Annotated in this window: 17 protein-coding genes; 10 read left to right on the forward strand and 7 right to left on the reverse strand. The window is 64.6% G+C overall.

Annotated elements, in window-relative coordinates; all coding sequences use genetic code 11:
- The first annotated feature begins 30 nt into the window (after nucleotides 1-30).
- Nucleotides 31-1,074, forward strand: a complete 1,044-nt coding sequence (locus ACPPVQ_RS17285; protein WP_426516364.1) for a LacI family DNA-binding transcriptional regulator — start codon at nucleotides 31-33, stop codon at nucleotides 1,072-1,074.
- A gap of 153 nt (nucleotides 1,075-1,227) precedes the next feature.
- A complete protein-coding gene (locus ACPPVQ_RS17290; RefSeq protein WP_426516365.1) occupies nucleotides 1,228-2,976 on the forward strand; it encodes a hypothetical protein in 1,749 nt (582 codons plus the stop codon).
- 582 nt (nucleotides 2,977-3,558) lie between these two features.
- On the opposite strand, the gene ACPPVQ_RS17295 is transcribed toward ACPPVQ_RS17290, so the two are convergent.
- Entirely contained in the window at nucleotides 3,559-4,566 is a 1,008-nt protein-coding gene (locus ACPPVQ_RS17295; protein ID WP_426516366.1) for a PDDEXK nuclease domain-containing protein, read from the reverse strand.
- Nucleotides 4,567-4,906: 340 nt separating this feature from the next.
- Between ACPPVQ_RS17295 and ACPPVQ_RS17300 the strand changes: the two genes are divergently transcribed.
- The 5 genes from ACPPVQ_RS17300 (at nucleotide 4,907) to ACPPVQ_RS17320 (ending at nucleotide 10,253) form a co-directional block, all read left to right on the forward strand.
- Nucleotides 4,907-6,232 carry a CCA tRNA nucleotidyltransferase gene (locus tag ACPPVQ_RS17300; protein ID WP_426516367.1) on the forward strand — a complete coding sequence of 442 codons (1,326 nt, stop codon included), beginning with the start codon at nucleotides 4,907-4,909 and terminating at the stop codon, nucleotides 6,230-6,232.
- 52 nt (nucleotides 6,233-6,284) lie between these two features.
- Nucleotides 6,285-7,082 (forward strand): nucleotidyltransferase domain-containing protein, encoded by a 798-nt coding sequence (locus ACPPVQ_RS17305; RefSeq protein WP_426516368.1) that lies wholly within the window; start codon nucleotides 6,285-6,287, stop codon nucleotides 7,080-7,082.
- A gap of 372 nt (nucleotides 7,083-7,454) precedes the next feature.
- Nucleotides 7,455-7,916 (forward strand): hypothetical protein, encoded by a 462-nt coding sequence (locus ACPPVQ_RS17310; RefSeq protein ID WP_426516369.1) that lies wholly within the window; start codon nucleotides 7,455-7,457, stop codon nucleotides 7,914-7,916.
- Nucleotides 7,917-8,197: 281 nt separating this feature from the next.
- The gene (locus ACPPVQ_RS17315) at nucleotides 8,198-9,226 is read left to right on the forward strand and encodes a hypothetical protein (protein ID WP_426516370.1); all 1,029 of its coding nucleotides are present in this window, start codon (nucleotides 8,198-8,200) and stop codon (nucleotides 9,224-9,226) included.
- Nucleotide 9,227: 1 nt separating this feature from the next.
- Entirely contained in the window at nucleotides 9,228-10,253 is a 1,026-nt protein-coding gene (locus ACPPVQ_RS17320; protein WP_426516371.1) for a hypothetical protein, read from the forward strand.
- Between the two features lie 6 nt (nucleotides 10,254-10,259).
- Here ACPPVQ_RS17320 and ACPPVQ_RS17325 read toward each other — a convergent pair whose 3' ends face one another.
- The 3 genes from ACPPVQ_RS17325 to ACPPVQ_RS17335 form a co-directional block, all read right to left on the reverse strand.
- Entirely contained in the window at nucleotides 10,260-11,402 is a 1,143-nt protein-coding gene (locus ACPPVQ_RS17325; protein ID WP_426516372.1) for a trypsin-like serine peptidase, read from the reverse strand.
- Between the two features lie 333 nt (nucleotides 11,403-11,735).
- Entirely contained in the window at nucleotides 11,736-12,128 is a 393-nt protein-coding gene (locus ACPPVQ_RS17330; protein WP_426516373.1) for a type II toxin-antitoxin system death-on-curing family toxin, read from the reverse strand.
- Complete coding sequence (locus ACPPVQ_RS17335) at nucleotides 12,125-12,328, reverse strand: hypothetical protein (RefSeq protein WP_426516374.1); 204 nt, start codon at nucleotides 12,326-12,328, stop codon at nucleotides 12,125-12,127. Before ACPPVQ_RS17335 ends, ACPPVQ_RS17330 begins: the two co-directional genes overlap by 4 nt.
- Between ACPPVQ_RS17335 and ACPPVQ_RS17340 the strand changes: the two genes are divergently transcribed.
- The gene (locus tag ACPPVQ_RS17340) at nucleotides 12,327-12,803 is read left to right on the forward strand and encodes a hypothetical protein (RefSeq protein WP_426516375.1); all 477 of its coding nucleotides are present in this window, start codon (nucleotides 12,327-12,329) and stop codon (nucleotides 12,801-12,803) included. The two genes, ACPPVQ_RS17335 and ACPPVQ_RS17340, sit on opposite strands and share 2 nt — an antisense overlap.
- 105 nt (nucleotides 12,804-12,908) lie before the next feature.
- Here ACPPVQ_RS17340 and ACPPVQ_RS17345 read toward each other — a convergent pair whose 3' ends face one another.
- Together ACPPVQ_RS17345 and ACPPVQ_RS17350 are read right to left on the reverse strand one after the other, a co-directional pair.
- Complete coding sequence (locus ACPPVQ_RS17345; RefSeq protein WP_426516376.1) at nucleotides 12,909-13,145, reverse strand: CDGSH iron-sulfur domain-containing protein; 237 nt, start codon at nucleotides 13,143-13,145, stop codon at nucleotides 12,909-12,911.
- Nucleotides 13,142-14,179 (reverse strand): iron-containing redox enzyme family protein, encoded by a 1,038-nt coding sequence (locus ACPPVQ_RS17350; protein WP_426516377.1) that lies wholly within the window; start codon nucleotides 14,177-14,179, stop codon nucleotides 13,142-13,144. Before ACPPVQ_RS17350 ends, ACPPVQ_RS17345 begins: the two co-directional genes overlap by 4 nt.
- Nucleotides 14,180-14,269: 90 nt before the next feature.
- On the opposite strand from ACPPVQ_RS17350, the gene ACPPVQ_RS17355 reads away from it, so the two are divergent.
- Entirely contained in the window at nucleotides 14,270-15,379 is a 1,110-nt protein-coding gene (locus tag ACPPVQ_RS17355) for a carboxylate-amine ligase (RefSeq protein WP_426516378.1), read from the forward strand.
- A gap of 843 nt (nucleotides 15,380-16,222) precedes the next feature.
- Here the strand turns inward: ACPPVQ_RS17355 and ACPPVQ_RS17360 are convergent.
- Nucleotides 16,223-16,795, reverse strand: coding sequence for a hypothetical protein (locus ACPPVQ_RS17360; RefSeq protein ID WP_426516379.1), 573 nt, complete (start codon nucleotides 16,793-16,795; stop codon nucleotides 16,223-16,225).
- A gap of 129 nt (nucleotides 16,796-16,924) precedes the next feature.
- Here ACPPVQ_RS17360 and ACPPVQ_RS17365 point away from each other — a divergent pair, with 129 nt between their 5' ends.
- On the forward strand, nucleotides 16,925-18,118 hold the full coding sequence (locus ACPPVQ_RS17365; protein ID WP_426516380.1) for an ROK family protein: 1,194 nt from the start codon (nucleotides 16,925-16,927) through the stop codon (nucleotides 18,116-18,118).
- Nucleotides 18,119-18,212: the final 94 nt, after the last annotated feature.

Consider the following 18,212-nt stretch of genomic DNA (forward strand, 5'->3'; position numbering starts at 1 on the left):
CTTACACGCGTCAGGGATGATAATAGACGCATGTCGGACCGTTCTGTCAAATCCTTGCCCGATCCTGAAGAGAACCTCGTGGCCGTGCCGACGAGCGCCGATGTTGCTCGTCGCGCAAACGTCTCGCGCGCCACGGTCAGCTACGTGCTCAACGATGTGTCCACGCAGAAAATCTCCGAGAAGACACGCAAATCGGTCCTGCGCGCAGCGCGCGAACTGGGCTACCGACCCAACCTCGCGGCACAGAGCCTCGCCGCCGGCGCCTCGAAGATCGCGATCTTCGTCGTCCCGAGCGTTCATCTCGGCGAGCTGGTCGTCGTCAGCGCCAGCCACATGACGGCGCGGGCGGCGGAGCAGGGCGTCACACTCATCGTGCACTTCGAGGGCCCTGCGAGCCGCACCCTGATCGATGTCGCCCGGGACCTCCGACCGCGCGTGGTCATCAGCATGTTCGACCTCGACGACGACACCATCGAGTGGCTCCGCGACCGCGAAATCGCCGTGGCCTCCGTTTTCGGGACTGGCCAGACGATGATCGGGCGCGATCGGTCGGGCTGGCTTCAGGTGCAGCACCTGGCCGGCGTCGGGCATACGAAGATCGCCTTCGCCGACACGACAGACGGTGGCCTCCACTTGCTGGCGAACATGCGATACGAGGGGGTCGCCGACGCGTGCCGTGAGCGCGAGCTCCCGACTCCCCCTCGCGGGTCTTTCGATCTCGACGGCGAGGGAGCCGAACAGACAGTTCGAAGCTGGGCGGAGAGCGGCGTGACGGCCGTAGCCGCCTACAACGACGAGGTCGCAATTGCAGTTCTTGCAGGAATCCGCCGAGCGGGCCTTCGATGCCCCCAGGACCTGGCCGTGATCGGCGTCGACGAGACCGCCATCAACGGCGCCATGGAGCCGCCCTTGTCATCGATAGCGTTCGACCTCGACGCGATGGCTTCGCTCTACGCCGATGCACTGTCGGAGATGCTCGGCGGCAACCCTGCACCCCAGCCGACGATCAGCACCGAGGACTTCATGCGGGTTGTGCAGAGGGAGTCGACGAGGGCGTCAGACCGGACCGAATAGTCCCCAAGCGATTTCCAACCAGTTGTGGGTGCTCGACTTCACCTCATGGGCGCCCGGATCAGCGGGCCGCGCTGGCAGAATGGGGCGGTGTCGAAGCGCAAAAAACAGTCACGAGGAAACCCGGCCCGCCAGGGCATGCCTTTAGCCGCCCGCGTGGCCCTCAGAGATTTCGAACGGTGGATGGAGCACGGTACGAGCCGTTTCACCGACCCGGCGCAGGTGCACGACGGTTTCGGTGCGCTGCTCACGCTGACCCAGCGGGCAGGACTCAATGTGCTTGATCCGTCCGAGATCGAGGATGTCGTCGACGTGCTTCTGGATGTCGATGCCGATGAAGTCGACATGATCGATCTTCTCCACGACTACCTGCACTTCCGGGTGGAGACGGCACCGGGTGAGGCGTGGGAGCATGCACACCAGGTGTTCGAGGAGCTGATCGTCGGTGACGATGGCCTTCCGCGCGCGCTCGTTGCCGCACTCGAAGAAGAGGCGCTGCTGGATCCGCGGCTGCGGCGTGCGGCCCTTGCCGGGCTTTCCCTCGTCGCGCACGTGCGGGAACTGCTCGAGTGGGTCGGGTCAGGTCGTTCGGTAACGGATTCCGGGGCGCTGCGGCGTGCGGATATCGGGCGGGCGGCCGCATGGTTGGGGCTTTCGGCGCGCGGAGTCGCGAAACTGCCGACGGGAGGTGAATATCGCGACGGTGCGATCATCGTGGCCGGCGAGGCGCAGGTGCAGTCGATGTGGGATCTGCCGATGCTGACGGCTTGGTGGGCCGCGCTGTCCGCAGCTGGCCTTATCGAGGTGACTCGCACGCGCGTGAAGCAGGGGGATGCCGCAGCGGGGTGGCTGCGCGAAGATCTCCCGCCGCTCGATGAAGCGGCCGCTCTCGTGAGCGTGTTCGTCGCGCACCTGCTCACCACTTGGCTGCAGCCCGACGACGATACCTGGAGTGCGACGCTGGCGCGGCTCACCCTCGTGAACGCCGTCACTGCACTTGATCCCGACGGGTCGGCCGGCCCTGTGGGACCGTTCAGCACCATGGAGGCGATGCTCCAGCCGCGCGTCGAGCGTACGCTGCTTCAGCTGAACGATGCGGGCATCATGTCCGTGGACGCTGAGGGAAGACTCCAGGTTCCGGAACCGTTGCGCGGTGCCTTCGCTCGTGGAGTCACGCTCGCCATGACGTTCACCGCAGAGGTCCTGGGTGACGACGACGCCGCAGACATCGACGATCTCGACGCGACGAACGTGTTCGACGATCCGGAACTGCGAGAAGAGATGAAGCGCATGGGTATCGTCCACGCGCCCGGGATGGCCGCCGGGCTGCTCAGCGAGATCGCGCCGCTGCTGGCCGAGGACGGTATCGACGTCGAAAACCTCGACATCGACGATCTGGATGCAGTGAACGCGGCACTGACCCGCGCAACGGAGCGCCACAACCTCGAACTGTTCACGCCGGTCGGGGAGCAGCGGTCACTGGCTCTGACGGTTCACCGCCTGGCCGCGGAGGCTCTTGCCGAGGGCAGCGTCGATCTGGCCCGCGTGGTCATCGACGGCATACAGCCCGAGCCCGTTGGCACCCTGCCCTCGGTCGCACACGTGATCGGTTTAGGGCTTGGCGCGCTCGACGCGTGGCACCAGGACCCCTCCTACGTGAAGACGTTGGCGACCATGCGAATTCCCGAGTGGGACCCGCCCGCGGTGCGCGCGGCACGCGACATCCTCGCATCCGCGAGCCGCGGAAACGCATTCGATGAACTGGGCGCACTGCTCCTGCGCCACGGCGGGAAGCAGGTGCTCGCCGGCACGGTGCTGGCCGTCGCGGGAGCAGTGATCGCGCTCGCTGCTCAGGAGACGCTCGCTGTGCCGACCATGGCAGGCAGACTTCTGGCCGACGGGTGAACTGTGAGCCATGAGCATCCAGAGCTCGCTGAAGCAAGCCCGCGTTCGCGCTGGCCTCAGCCTCACTGACGCCGCACAGCAGAGCGGCAACCAACATCAGGCAAGACGGTCTGTGGCGTGAGTACGAGACATTGGCGGGCGAGGCGAGCGACTGGCCTAGCGGATTTATCGGCGCACAGCTAAACGATGCAGGCGTCCGCGGCACGGCCATCGACCGCGTCGCCGAAGCGTTGCTGCGACGTCAGCATCGGGATGGCGGTTGGGGCTATCACCATGAGGTGCCGAGCGACGCCGACTCGACGGCGTGGGGGCTGACCTTCCTTGCCGGGACGGGACTCGATAGGAATGCGATGGAGCGTGCGGGGCGCTGCCTCAAGCAATTCCAGAACCCGAGGACGGGCGGTGTGTCGACATACGCCGACCCCCCGTTAATCGCCCCCGCCCTGCCGTGCGAGTCCCGATGTGCACAAATGGCCAACATTTCCTCTCCGGCTGGGTGTGGCTCAGCCGCGCGATGGTCTTCGACTCTCACGCTCGTCCGACGATTACGCAACAACGCGTTGCGCGATTGATTGCCTACGGCTATTCGAGCGCTCGCTGAAGATCGGCCTCGGAGGGAAGCGCGGCCTGCTCTGCCGGCGGTAGAAGGTCATAGCTTGCAATCGCGATCGGCTGGTTGCTGCCCGCCAAGGCGTAGCGCACGACGCGGTCGTTCTTGTCGGTGCAGAGCAGCAAGCCGACCGTCGCCGCGTGGGCGTCCCTGCGCAGCCGGTCCTCCACCAGCTCGACGTAGAAGCCGAGCTGGCCTACGTACTCCGGCTTGAATTTGCCAACCTTGAGCTCCACAACGACGTAGCGGAGTTGCTCCACGTGGAAGAAGAGCAGATCCAGGAAGAAGTCGTCACCGTCGACCTCGAACGGGACCTGCCTGCCAACGAAGCTGAACCCGCTGCCAAGCTCGCCGAGGGTCTCGATGATCCGCTCGACAAGGGCGCGCTCAAGGTCGCGCTCAGCGTGCCCGGGCTCCACATCCAAGAAGTCGAAGACGTAGGGATCCTTAGTGATTTGCTGCGCGAGATCCGAAGCGCCAGACTCGAGCAGACGGTCGAAGTTGGTGGGAGCAGTCCCAAACCGCTGGTGAGCCAGCGTCTTGATGTGGTGCTCCAGCGAAGCGCGGGTCCACCCGTGGGACACCGCTTGAGCGGCGTACCAGTCGCGCTCCGCGGAATCGGGGACCTTGTCGAGAAGCACCGTGATGTGCCCCCAGGGCAATTGCGCAACAGCGTGTTGCGCAATTGGATCAAGGCCCGGCCAGGCGCGAGCGAAGGCACGCATGTAGAGAAGGTTTCGCGGCGAGAAGCCCCGCGAGCCAGGGAACTCCGACCGAAGGTCCGCCGAAAGCCTCTGCATCGACTTATCACCCCATTGCGCGTGGTCCGTCCGTTCAGCGAGCACCTGGCCGATCTGCCAGTTGAGCCGGATGAGCTCCGTGTTGACCTGGCGCTGAGCACGAAAGCGCGCTTCGCGGACCCGTTGCTTGAGCCCCGCGAGGACAGTCGCGTAGTCCTCGGGAAGGGCCAGATCAGTCATGCAACGAGCCTATCCGGCACCGCTGACCTCAGACTCGGGCAACCGCCCGTCGACAAAGTAACGGGCCAAACGCGGGCAGAACCATTGTTCTGGCGGTGTGCCGATCGGTGACAGTGCGAGGCGAGTGACCCCTCGGCCGTTCTCACGCGCGGACGCGATGAGGGTGCTTACGTGCGCGCCGTGGTCGCGGCGGGGACTGTTCGCATAGTCTTTTCAACCACGCAACGTCGAACGGAGGTCGCGCGTGAGTATCTACCGGCGTCCCGCTCCGGGGCTCTTGACTCTGACCCACGCTGCGCAGCGGGTTGTGAGGACCATCCAGTCCGTAGGCGGCCGACCATTGATCGTCGGTGGCGCTGTAAGAGACGCACTTCTACTCTCCAAGCCTGCTTCGAAGGACGTCGACATCGAGGTCTACGGGTTGAGCGCAAAGGAGGCTTTGATTTCGGCGCTGTCGAAGATCGGGGCGGTGGACGAACGCGGTATCGCGTTCGGTGTCGTTGCCGCGAGTGTCGATGGAGAAGACTTCGATATCAGTTTCCCGCGGCGCGACTCGGTCGACGGCGCAGGGCACCGGGGCTTTAATGCAGACATCGACCCTGGACTCGACATCCGAGTCGCTTTCGGCCGTCGTGACTTCACGATCAACGCCATTGGATTCGACCCGGCGACGGAGGAGTTAGTCGACCCGTTCAGCGGCGCGAACGACCTGCGCGCTGGTGTGCTGCGCCACACATCGGACGCTTTCGTCGAAGATCCGTTGCGTGTTCTTCGTGGGGTTCAGTTCGCTGGCCGTTTCGGGTTCGTGCTCGCTCCGGATACAGCGACTCTGTGCCGGACAATTGTTCCGTTATTCGCGGAACTCTCGGTCGAACGGGTGTGGGGTGAATGGCGAAAGCTTGCCAGGCGAGCCGTCTTCTGGCCCGAAGCCTTGACAGCCTTGGCCCAGACGGGATGGGACGTTCACTTTCCCGAACTCGCGGCGACAAAAGGGATCCGCCAGGACCCTGAATGGCACAGCGAGGGTGACGTGTGGACGCACCTGGGTCTCGCAGCCCGGGCTGCCGCCCTTGCCGCGGAAAGCGCGAAACTGTCCGATAAAGATCGAGAGGTTGCCGTTCTCGGTGCACTTGTGCACGACTTCGGCAAGGTTACCCACACTACTTTCGAGGGGAAGCGCATCCGGAGCACCGGTCACGCGGAGGCTGGAGTCGCACCGGCCAAAAGGTTCCTGAATCGGATCGGCGCGCCCCACTGGATCGCAGAAAGGGTGCTACCCATCGTTGCTGAGCATATGAGCCACACCAGCGTCGAAGGCGCTCCTTCGCCGGCAGCTGTGAAGCGCCTCATCCGTCGACTGAAGCGCAACGAGTCTGGCGCTTCGATCTACGACTGGGCTCGGGTCGTCGACGCGGACTGTGCTGGTCGCGGACGCTCAGCCAAGCGGAGCCCCGCCGGCCGGTGGCTGGCCGTGGCGGAAAAGGTTGGCCCAGGCCCTAGGCCTTCTCTGCTGCGCGGAGAGCACCTTATCGAGCGCGGGCTGAAGCCCGGACCCGGCTTTGGATCGATAATTCAGGCCTCCATCATTGCCCAGGACGACGGCGTCTTTGACGACATCGACGGGGCAACCCGGTGGCTAGACGAGTATCTCGAGTCCGCTCGATAGAACTGCTCAGGGAGCAAGGTCCAGCTACCGCTACCTTCAGAAGGTGCGAGTTGTGCCTGATTCACTTGACCCCGCCGTGGTCGCAGAGATCGACGACCGACTGTTGCGCGTAGAAGCCGACAATTCTGTTCGCGTCCCGTGGGCGATTGAGAGCGGAAGTCGGGCGTGGGGATTTCCCTCGCCCGACAGCGACTACGACTGCCGGTTCATCTTCGTCCGACCGGCAACCGATTACCTTTCGCTCTGGCAGAAGCGTGACGTGATCGAGACTCCACTCGATAAGACCTTCGACGTGAACGGGTGGGACCTGGCAAAGGCCCTGCGCCTGCTTCTGAAAGGCAATGCGGTAGTAGTCGAATGGCTCAACTCGCCGATCATCTATGCCGGTGATCCCGTGTTCAGGGACGGGCTCCTCGCCTTGGCGTCGGAGGTCAGTGACCCGGTCAGAGTCGGCCGGCACTACCTGCACGTGGGACGCCGGGAGTGGCCCGGCGAGGCCGGAGACGTTTCGTTGAAGAAGGTCTTCTACGCCATGCGGCCAGCGTGCGCATTACGCTGGCTTCGACTTCACCCGGGTGAGGCGACCCCACCGATGGACCTGCCCACACTTCTCGCGGAAATCAGTGTCGAAGGGGACGTACTCGAGGAAGCCGCGCATCTCATCGAGGTAAAAGCCCGCACTCGCGAAATGGGACGAGGCGAATTCCCGGCCGCACTTGCCGAGTTCACTTCACGCGAATTCGAGTACGCGACCGAGGCATACGAAGACGCGAGAACTCACATCGATCCAGCGAAGACCGAACGAGTCGACGACTACTTCAGGATGACGATCGAGCGACTGAACAGTTGACTGCTAATGCACGCAGGCACTTTGCAAAGTGACTTCCAAGACCGCCACCAGATCAGGGCTCCCGTGTAAACCCGGTACTACTCGTTTCGGGCTCACTCACGCCCCCAAGAGCAGCCCGGCCGAGGCACTTGCGCGCCGCCAGCGCGCCAAGCGCCCCTTCAGAACGCAATTTACAAGGATGGGACACTTTGGCGATCAGACCGGAATGCAAGCAGGCAAGCCACCTACGAACGCCAGCGTCGGGCAGCGCGAGCGAGGTGCTGCGGCCCTTGCCGCTTGCAACGAAGTACGCGCCGCAGAGCGGCGCGTAGCCGACGCGGTTGCTGCTCTGGAGACACGCTTGCGTAGCCGCGCCGTCACGCCTCGGCGCCGATGACGCTCGATGTATACGCGGATCTATTCGAGGACGATCTGGACGCGGTCTCGCTCACTCTTCACGAAGCACGAGGAACGTCGGTCGCGGAGGCGGCGATCACCCTCGCCGACGCAGTGGGTCACAACAACTTCAGGCGGGCGTATCGCACGCTCATCCAGGTTGCCGACGACCTCACCACACCGGACCCCGCCGACCGGTTCGTTCTCGCGATCGAGCCGCCGGCGCACGTGAACCCCCAGTGGGACGCGGCCCTCGCCGGCATCGCGGAATGGCGCCTCAGCCAAGCCCGACTGCCTCTTCCCGGCTGGATCACAAGCGAGCGGGGCAACCCCGACTGGGACTGGACGCCCCCGCTGTCCCCCGCCGCTGAAGCGATACCCGTCAAGGTCGAGAACGTCCCCGAACCACTTCGGGAGCGTGGCGTGCTCATCGAAGCCGACGAGTTGGCCAGCGTATGAGCGCGGCCGCGCCGGGAGCGTCGATTCGGAGATTCGGTCGCCATCTCAAATCGGGAAGTTCAGGTTCAACAGCTGATCGAGCCTTAACCCCCCGTTGACCAGTAACGAGCCAAGACGGAGCCAGCGTCCTGGCTGCGCCGATGACCACAAACGCCATGGCTGCCGCCAGCAGCGCACGCATCACGATTCGCCCCCGACGCTTCGGGTCCCGCGCTGACGTTCTTCGGAGCGTTGCGACCTTCGGCGTTAGCATGATTCCAAGTGGCGTCCGGGGAGGCGAAGTGGCGAGCACTGGCACCACCTCCATCGAGCAGGCCATGAGCCGCGGTGTCGAGTTCCTTCTGGCGCGACAGAGTCAAGACGGTCTGTGGCGTGAGTACGAGACCTTGGCGGGCGAGGCAAGCGACTGGCCTAGCGGATTCATCGGCGCACAGCTAAACGATGCAGGCGTCCGCGGCACGGCCATCGACCGCGTCGCCGAAGCGTTGCTGCGACGTCAGCATCGGGATGGCGGTTGGGGCTATCACCATGAGGTGCCGAGCGACGCCGACTCGACGGCGTGGGGGCTGACCTTCCTGGCCGGGACGGGACTCGATAGGAATGCGATGGAGCGTGCGGGGCGCTGCCTCAAGCAATTCCAGAACCCGAGGACGGGCGGTGTGTCGACATACGCCGACCCCAGCCCCATCCGTCGCTATCTGCACGCAGGGCCCCGGTTTGACGTACGAGGCTGGTGCGCCAGCCATCTCGAGGTGACCGCGACAGCAGGTCGGGCGTTTGCGCTGGTCCCTAACGGACGTTTCAGGCGCGAGGCTGAGCTCGCTTGGCAATATGTCGAACCGCGGCGGGCCCCAGACGGCGGGTGGTACTCCTACTGGTGGGTCGACCGACACTACCCGACGTCGCAGGCAGTCGCACTGGCCGATGTCTTGGGACGCAGGGAACCTGTGACACGGGCTGCAGCATGGGCCAGCTCCGAACAGCTTCGTGACGGCGGCTGGGGCGCAACCGGATTCGCTCGGTCAGCCTTCGCCACGGCGCTGGCGCTCACCGTGCTCCTCCGGGCCGGTGTTCCCCTCGACGACCCCGTGCGACCCGGCCTGCACCAGCTCATTGCCCTCCAACAACCCGACGGCGGGTGGCCAGGGCAGGCCTCGATGCGGATCCCCCCGCCGGCGGTGGCTGAGCCGGAGAGCTACCGGGCCTGGCGACTGGACGGTCTTGGTACCGGCGTCATCGTGCACGACCAGCATCGCTTGTTTACCACCGCCGCGTGCGTTTCGCTCCTCGGGCTGGCTGCTGGTGGGTGACATGAGCGAGCTGCGCGCGCTGGTCGCCAAGGCGCTCAGTGACGTCGGGGTGTACATCGATGACGCGCGTTTCGATCGGGTGCGTTTGGAAGCCGCCGACATAGCGGGAAAACACCTGCGACCGGAGCTGCGCCGGATCTGTGCTCAAGAGCCGACTGCTGTGGGCGCCTCGGTCGGCCTCTCCTCCGGGGCAATATCACGCCTCTTCGGCCACGGGTGGCAACAGGCCGCCGGCTTCGCCGCTCTCGCCGGGGTGCGTCCGCACCGCGTAGCCGATGTCGCTCGGCTGGGCGCCTTGCTTAGCCTTGGCATCGTGCTCTTCGACCAAATCGCCGACGTGTTCCCCAGTCGGCGCGCCGCCCTGGCCGCCCGGCTGACCCCGGAGCTGCTCTTCGCTGCGAAGCCAGGCGCAGCGGGCAGCACTCACAGCGAAACGTCCGGTGATCTCGGCGTCGACTCCGTGGCGGCCCTGGCACTCGAAGTGATGTCCGGTGCGCGGCGCCTCGGTGGACGACCCGATGACATCATTCGCTTCCGTCAGGTGATCGAAACGATGTACCGCGGCGAGCTCGCCAGCCTGCGGACACGCCGTGCCGGCGAGCCACCCTCGGCCAACGTGTGGGACGCCCTGACAGCCAAGAGTGCGCTGCCCGCCGCCGCCGTCGCCACGCTCGCCGAGCTCGCCAACCCTGGGGCGAGTGAAGCGACACGAGTGGTGGTGGAGCGAGCGGCAACCATGGTGGGCGAGGCATTCTGGATCGTCGACGACCTGGCCGACCTGTCGGCCGACTGGGACGCCGGCGGGTGGAACCGTCCGATATGGCTCCTGCTCGACCGCAACGAAATCCCGGTCAGTGCCACGGACGCGGTCCGCAAGCTGGTCCAGACGGGAATCGCCGCCGCTGAGGCGTCGCGATTAGGTCAGTTGCTGGCCGAACTCGCCGAACTCCCGGCCTCGTCTCAGCGGACCCTGTCCCGTCCGGTGCAGGCCGCCGTCCGGTCGTGGGTCGAGGAGATCCCGTGGTAGTCCTCGCTACGCGGGCCAGTTCTGCCGAGCCGCCTGGATCACCGCAATCATCAACGCACCCCCGGCCTCAATGTTGTTGTCCTCGCCGCCGGTCCAAGACGGACCACTGATGGTCTCGTGACCGCTGGTGGTCCCTACGGCGTATGGGATCGGGTCGTTCGCCCAGAAGCCGAAGAATGGCCCGCCCGAGTCGCCGCTGGCGGTGTCGCCGTGGTGCTCGAGCTCAGCGCTGTTCTGGTTGTCGGAGTCCTCATCCAGGACGGCGATGCCGAACTGCCGCGAGGGGCTATTGGCGTTTGCGATGTCGTAGGGGTACCCGCACAGGATCCAGTAGTCGCCGTCGTTCCATGAGCTGTGATACGTCTTGGCGCCGAAGTATCCCAGCGAGGTGCCCAAGGGTTCGTACAGCCGGAGCAACCCGATGTCGTGGCCGGACACCCCGTCGCCCCACCACTGGCTATCGGAGACGTACGACACTGCTCCCGGTCCGACCACGGAGCTGCCGTTGTACATCCCCGCCGTGAACCGCATCTTCCAGTCCTTCGGGTTGCTGGGCGCAGCGGCCACGTGGCCCGCCGTCAGGACGATCCGGTCACCGATGAGCACTCCACTTCCCCACTCGGTGGGGTTGTCGGACTCACTGTTAGGGTAGACGTCGACCTTGCCGATGCACTGCCACGGGTAGCCCGACGGATAGTAGAGCTGCCGGTCATCAGAACCGTAGAGGAACTCCTGGTTCGCCAACGGAGTGACGCGCCTGCCGTCAAAGGTGCGCAACCCCTTGCGCCGGGGCCGGGCAGCGACCTTCGGGTGGTAGACGAGGTCCGCCCACTCGGGGTGGTACCCCTCGACATGGAGTGCGTCCCCCACGGACTCCCGGATGGCGTCCAGGTCGAACACCTCAAGCGTCCGGCCTGGCAGCCCGACTGTGACCGACTCCGGCAGCGAAACCGAGAAGCTCTCGGCGTGGCGATCCGCGTCCGCCACCGCGCGCTCGAGTTGCTCAACGCTGCCACTGAGACGCAGCATGCGTGTCGCGAGCTGCTGGACAATATGAGGTGGTGCCTCGCGTTGGGCTGCGACGTTGTCCAGGGACAACAACTCCCCGGCCGAAAGCGGGGGCTGCGGTTGGGCGTCGTTTGTGGGCAAGATTGGCTCCCCTCATCCGGTTGGCAACCGTCGCAGGCAGGCCCAGCCGATTCCCAACACGCCCACGGTACGCCCGATCGCGCGGGCCAGCAAGGAGTTCTCAACGACCTGCGCAAACGAAATCGACCGTGCCGCCAAGGACGTCTACTCCAACAGGATCGTTGCCTCGCCTGGCCGTCACAGCGCTAACAACGCGGTAGCTCGCCGCCACCTACCGCCAATGGCTCCTCACTGCTTGACAGCCAAAAGGGGCGTCGTAACACGCGAATCGCACATTCATAAAACTGACGGAGACCGACGCTCGAATCGTGCGCCGCACCTGGAAGAGAGCCTTCACACGAGGCGAATCGCGTGACCCTCGATCCAAGCGACGATTTCGACGCGATCGAGTTGTCGAGATGCAACGGCTCGCACAAAGGCGTTGCCCTCCTGGACGGAATCGGCCGCGAGGTCGTGGCCGTTCAGCGCGAGGAAACCCTTTGTCACCACCCAGGAGAGGCGTTTGTTGCCGTCCGCAAGCGGGTGGTCGCGGTTGATTGCCAGCATGAGGATGCCGGCCTTGTTGTAGAGGCCCGGGTAGACCTCCTCGCCGAAGACCGGTAACGGGGAAGCCAACGCCGACAGCAACAAGTTCCGGTCCCGGACAGAGAAACCCGCCGACGTGATCAGTTCTTCAACGTCGACGGGATCCAAATACTCGATGTCGATATCGTCGGGCTCCGTCACTTCGAGAGCTCGTCCAGCAGGTCAGCGTCCTCCTCCATGATGCGAGCGAAGATCGCACGGGTCCGCGCGCTCTTGTCCGCCTTGGAGGCACGTTCCTCGATCGCCAACTTCACGATCTCAGTCTTCGTACGACGCTCCTCCTTCGCGAGCGACTCCAGCAACTCCTCGTGAGCTGTATCGAGGCGTAGGTTCATCGCCATGCGTGCTCTCCTTCCTGCTGTATTCCGGGCTGTAATACCAGCGTACCAAGTGGTGCCTATTGGTACCAGCACGTGTACGCGCTCACCCTCGCTGCAGGGAGGGACGTTACCGCCGACTCATGCTCAAGGAGAATATCGTCACCGACTCGTGGCGCATCATCAGGCCACTCTCGCCTGCCCTCACTTGGAGCACACTGCCTCCAGAAGCGATAGATCTCATTCTGGTGATGGAGGACCTCAACAGTCCGAGGACGAATCCTCGCATTCACGTTATCGCCGAGTTTCCGCCTGCCCCGGGCGGTCTTCTCGAGGGCGCCCACTGCCTGGCCACGGCCCGCACCTGTACCGGTTCCACCTCTACGCACTCGACACTCACATCGACCTCACCGCAGTCCCTGATGCGGAGCATCTCCCCGCTGCAATGAAAGGCCACGTGCTGGCCTCCGGCACACTCTCCGGAACTCGTCAGTCATAGGGCAGAGGGCTCTTAGCCAGCAAGGCGGTCAGTTTGGACAGAGCCGGGTCTACTGCATGGAACATGCTCTAACAGGATTCGCTATCGTCGCGCAGCGCAGAATAGCTAACTCGACGCGGTCGCGTCATGCCGTGCCGGGTCGGTGGTGAAGTGGATGAGCTTGTGCGTTCCATCGCAGAACGGTTTGATCGCCGACACACCGCATCGGCACAACGCGACGGTTCGGCGATGCTGGGGGATGCGCTCGCCATCCGAGTTGACTATGGTGACGGATCCGCGGACCAGCAATGGACCGTCGGTGCAGGCGACGATGAGCGGCTCGTTTTCATCTGGCTGTGTCATGCTGGCACCGCCGCCTGCTCTCGGAGGGAACTCTCCCCAGCCTGCCAACGGTCCAGCATGTGCTGGCCGACGAGCCCGTCGACGTACAGGCAGGCGCGGGCACCGAAGACGATGTCGGCAAGCAGGTCAGGCTGCTCCTCAGCCAACCCGCCCGCCAGATCTCGCCCGGCGATCTGCTCGTGGACCGCATCCGCCTCGACGTGTTCGTCGAAATACAAGGTGACATCCTCGCCGTAGCCGAGGCGCCTGAAACCGTTGCCGTACAAGCGGTTCGGGATGGACGACGTCATCTCGAATGCAGCCAGATGGCCGGCAATGGCGCCGCGGAGGCGCCGGTTCAGACCGAACATCGACATCATGTTGAATGATGCGAGGGTAATGGGCGGGACACGGTCGATGTAGGTTCCATAGGTGTCGTCGAGGCCTGCTCCGCGCATTGTTCGCGCGAAGATCGCACCGTGCATGCGTTCCGGCCTGCCGCCGCCGTATTCGTCGGACTGGACCTCGACGAGCGCGGCTTTGGCGCGACCCGTCAACCTCGGAATGGCCCACGAGTGCGGATCGGCCTCCTTCAGTGTGTAGATCGACCGGTGGATGAGGAACTCGAGCGCCTGCTCCTGCGTCGCCTTCTTCGCGACGTAGCGCGCCAGGCTCGGGCCGTCCTTGTCGGCGGTGAGGGAGAACAGGTAGGAGGCGACCGACTCTGCGTCCGTCTTCGGCAGCGCGACTGGTTCGAGGCGCGCCCGCAGCTGCTCCTCGAAGCTCTGCTCGATCGTCGCACGTACTCGCAGGTGGGCGGGATGCCACTCCCACAGATCGTCAGCATCGACGACACCTCCGTATGAAAGCCCATAACTTGCGAGCAGGGTGAGCTGGAGGTCGCCGTCGGACACCACGTCCGCGCCGCTGTCCAGGGCTCGATTGGCGAGCTCGACAACGTGCTCCAGATCGTCTGCTAGGGACGGTGCGGCCCTCGTTAGCGCCTCCAGAAACGCTTCGCTCACCGGGCCGCGGGGGGTGATTCGTGCTGTCATGCTCCGACGGTGGGCCGAATTGAGCTCCGAGTCAAGCCGTTGCGCTGCTGCGCAATCCCTGCGTAGCGTGGCCGACGGCGAGGTGAAGACGTGAGAACAACCATCGGGGTGGAAGAGGAGTTCGTCCTGCTCGATCCCGTTGAGTTGTCACCGGTCAACCGTGCACACGATGCGGTCGACGCCTTACGACGAGGCAACGGAGATGAGGGCACCGTGCTGCTCGAATTCTTCGCCTCGCAACTGGAGTTCGCCTCCCCCGTCTGCACCACGGCAGCAGAAATACGCGCGTCGCTCACCCGGTTCCGTGCCGAACTCGCTTCGTGGGCAGCGAACAACGGGATGATCGCGGGCGGCGTCGGCGCGCCATATCGGGCGGACGCGCACTCTCCGGTCGCCAACGCCGACCGCTACCGGGCGATCGCCGCCCACTTCGGCGGGATCATCGCCGACCATCAGATCAACGGGGTTCACGTTCATGTCGGCGTGCCTGATCTCGATGCGGCCATCCGAGCCTCCAACCGTCTTCGCCCGTGGCTGCCCACCCTCCTGGCGCTCGCCGCCAATTCGCCGTTCTGGCATGGCGAGGACACCGGGTTCGACAGCTGGCGAGCGATCCACACGCGACGCTGGACCACCCACGGCATCCCGCCCTCATTCCGCGACGGCGCCGACTACCGGGCACGAACGGCGGCGTTACTGCGGACGAGTGGAATCACCGACCCGGGCACCGTGAATTGGGTGGTTCGGCCGTCCGAGCGCTACCCGACCGTGGAGATCCGGGTCTTCGATGCCCAGCTCGACAGCGGCACGAGCGCGGCTCTCGCCTCGCTTGTCCGGGGCCTCGTTGACGCCCAGGAACCCGGTGAGCCCGACGCGATCGCACCCGAGCTGCTTGACGCCGGGTTCTGGCAGGCAGCCCGGTTCGGGCTTGCCCGAGATCTCCTCCACCCGGCCACGGGTAAGCCGCACCCAGCGGCCGAGGTCGTCTCCGCGCTACTTCAGGAGGCGACACCCGGCATGGACGCGCACGGCGACACAGCGACAGCAGCGGAGGTCGTCGCCCGCATCATGACAGAGGGGAACGGCGCCGACCGACAGCGCAGAGCACTACGGGAGGGCGGTACGGCCGGGCTTGCGCGACTGATCGGTGCGACGCCCCACCAAGGCCCGCCCGAGGTCGGCGTGGGTGCCATTCCCTAAGGCTCGGCCAGGAGAGCTCGCGGGCCACTCGAATCGTCTTCAGGCTCGGATCGGCCGCATCAGGAATCATCATGCCTGCCTGCAGGCCGAAATCCTCGCCCCGTCCACTTGTGCAGTGAGGCCTTCAAAACCACGGTGCGAATGCGGAATATCGCGCGCCGCTTCGGTATCCAGGGAGCTCTATCATGAGGCGGTCATTAGAGGGTCAGTCGCCCAATTTTCAGACGGCCCTACTTGCACTCGGCTAAGAGATCCTTGTACCGACCTGATTTGGCCGCGTGCGAAATCTCAGCCGTAAAGCGCGAAACCGGTACTACTCCTACTGTGAGGTCTTCGACTGAATTGGGTTTCATAGCATTGCATGCCACAACAATCACGTAGTTCGCAGGATCCGCATTGACACCATAGGTTGGTTGGATTCCGACCACGGGGAATGACAGATCGTATACAGGATTGATCCGTTTAGCGAACCGGGTTTCGGCCTGGTCCATGTGTTCTCCGACAACACTGCGCAGATCCGCGCTGCTAGCTGGCTGGGGCGGCGCAGGCGCACACCCCGCCAGAGCCAGTGTCGATAGCGCGAAACCGAGCAGAACCGCGCGATGCGAAATGTGGGCCACGGCGCCCCTCGACCTCAAAATCCGCATGCGACCGCGTTCGTCCAGGGCTTGAAGGCATAGAGCGTCTCACTTGCTGAGGTGACGGCTCCTCCCGGTGAATAGACCGTTCGTTGAACTTGGTAGCTCCGTCGCGTGCCGATCGAACTCATGTGCAGGGTCTGACCTTTTTTCATTCGAGTGCCCGTTTCGGCCGAGCCTCCGAGAGCATCCGCAACAGGCCGATTCAGCTTGTCCGTCGCAGGAAGGACACCAAAGACGTTGTGCCGAACACTACTGCACTGACCGCACCACCCATGAAACCGAGGAACGCAACGCCGGACCAAACGCCGCTCACCCGCTCCCCCGCGCCCAACAGCATGGCGTACGCCAGAAAGAACATCGCCATTGCCCAGACTGAAATCGTCGCAATCATCGGCAAGTATCGCTGGCCCGTCCCGGCGCACCACAGCTTCCCCAGAGCCCAAGCCAAGAGAAAGGTGGCCGCCGCTAGCGCAACCAAGAGGCTCCAGTAGAAAGCAACCGCCAGGGTCAACTCGAAGACGCTTCCCACGGAGTGGCCAACAACTGAAATCAGTAGAAAGTCAACTATTGCCACGACACCGGAAATCGCGGCCGTCAGCTTCTGCTGCTTCGACGCGTTCTTCACCAGTTGCAATGCTTCACCACCATCGCGTCCCATATGTTCGGAAGCGTAACCGCTGGCCGCCAATTTTCGAGATCCCAAGTCGGGCGCTTGTCCCATCCAATCGTGGTGAATAACCAGATCGCGTCCTTCCCGGCGGCGTGGCAAGTCCATTGCTGGCGCGAACTTCGAGTCCCGGACAAGAGTGATCCTTTAAAGGAAGCTGGCCTTCCGAACTTTCGTAAGCAACTCGTCCCATCCTGGTCCCGCCGCTACCGCTTCGCCAGTGACTAACATCAGGGCATGGCCGACTCCCCGAACGGGCTGGCGAGCGCGGATGTGCGCCGCCACAATCTCAGCATCATGATGCGCCATCTTGCGTCGGCCGGCCCAAGCTCGCGGAGTGATCTCGCTGAGCAGACCGGGTTGAAGCGCGGCTCGATCACCCCGCTCGTGCAAATCCTTCATGAGGCCGGTCTGGTACGCGAGACGACGAGCGTGGTCGGCGCTCGAGGCCGACCCCGCACCAACCTCGAGTTGACCGGTGAGCACATCGGGCTTCTGGTGTTGCAGATCGCCTCTGACGAGATCACCGGAGTGGTCACGACGCTCGGCGGAGCGGAGGTAGCGCGGCAGTCAGTAGCGCATCACGCGGCTTTCGGCGACCCCGACACCGTGCTGGACGCATCCGCAACGGTGATCGCCTCTCTGATCGAGACGGCCAAGGCGGCGGCGTGCGACATCGTCGACGCCACGATCGTCACCCAATCACCTGTTGGCGGCGAACCCTCGCGCGTTTTGGGTGACGCCCACATGGGCTGGGCTTCGGTGGATGTGCTGGGCGCACTCCGCCGACGGGTGCCCGAGCTCACCAGGGTCAGGTTTCAACTGTCGTCGGATGCTCCGCTTGCCGCCCTCGCCGAGCTGCGACGAATCGGCACACCCGGCCACGCCATCTTCATCAAGGGCGACAACACCACTATTGGCGGTGCCCTGGTCGTGGCTGGTGAAGTCGTGGAGGGCGCCCACGGATTCGGCGGATCCCTGGGCCACCTCGCCGTCGTGCCCGGCGGGCTGCAGTGCGAGTGCGGACAGCAGGGCTGCCTGGTCACGGTCGCGGGCTTGGAAGCACTCTCTGCACAGGTTGAGCCGGGATCGTCCGGGATGGTGCCGAGCCTCTCGGAGTTCGTGACGCGCATCCGGTCGGGTGACCCTGCGGCCAGCGCGGCGTGGAACGCCGCAGTCCCGTGGATCGCTCGCGCCCTCGAGATCCTGAGCATGGCGATCGATCCGGCGGTCATCGTCGTCGGCGGGCAGTGGGCACCGTTGGCCGACTCGGTCGAAGCGGCTTTTCGTGGAAACCGCCCGTTCGCTGCACGCTCGGGCGAACTCGAAACACTGGTGATCCCCGGCCTCCTGAGCGCCGATGCTGCATTGATCGGCGGTATCGAAGGCGCGCAACAGCGCGTGCTCGGCGATCCCGAGAAATTCCTTTAGTTAGATACTAGAAATAAATCAGGATTCGGTGCATCCTGAAGGAATGCCGCCACGCGGCGCCCCCATCCGCAGCTTCTCAACGACGAGGAGAATC

It is taken from the genome of Leifsonia sp. McL0618, from assembly GCF_049994905.1.
Taxonomy (GTDB): domain Bacteria; phylum Actinomycetota; class Actinomycetes; order Actinomycetales; family Microbacteriaceae; genus Diaminobutyricibacter.

Coding starts and splice junctions, on each gene's coding strand:
- ACPPVQ_RS17295 (WP_426516366.1), bottom strand. CDS start 4,566: ATGACTGATCTGGCCCTTCCCGAGGACTACGCGACTGTCCTCGCGGGG.
- ACPPVQ_RS17345 (WP_426516376.1), bottom strand. CDS start 13,145: ATGACACAGCCAGATGAAAACGAGCCGCTCATCGTCGCCTGCACCGAC.
- ACPPVQ_RS17340 (WP_426516375.1), top strand. CDS start 12,327: ATGCGTGCTCTCCTTCCTGCTGTATTCCGGGCTGTAATACCAGCGTAC.
- ACPPVQ_RS17335 (WP_426516374.1), bottom strand. CDS start 12,328: ATGGCGATGAACCTACGCCTCGATACAGCTCACGAGGAGTTGCTGGAG.
- ACPPVQ_RS17350 (WP_426516377.1), bottom strand. CDS start 14,179: ATGACAGCACGAATCACCCCCCGCGGCCCGGTGAGCGAAGCGTTTCTG.
- ACPPVQ_RS17360 (WP_426516379.1), bottom strand. CDS start 16,795: ATGGACTTGCCACGCCGCCGGGAAGGACGCGATCTGGTTATTCACCAC.
- ACPPVQ_RS17365 (WP_426516380.1), top strand. CDS start 16,925: ATGGCCGACTCCCCGAACGGGCTGGCGAGCGCGGATGTGCGCCGCCAC.
- ACPPVQ_RS17320 (WP_426516371.1), top strand. CDS start 9,228: ATGAGCGAGCTGCGCGCGCTGGTCGCCAAGGCGCTCAGTGACGTCGGG.
- ACPPVQ_RS17285 (WP_426516364.1), top strand. CDS start 31: ATGTCGGACCGTTCTGTCAAATCCTTGCCCGATCCTGAAGAGAACCTC.
- ACPPVQ_RS17310 (WP_426516369.1), top strand. CDS start 7,455: ATGACGCTCGATGTATACGCGGATCTATTCGAGGACGATCTGGACGCG.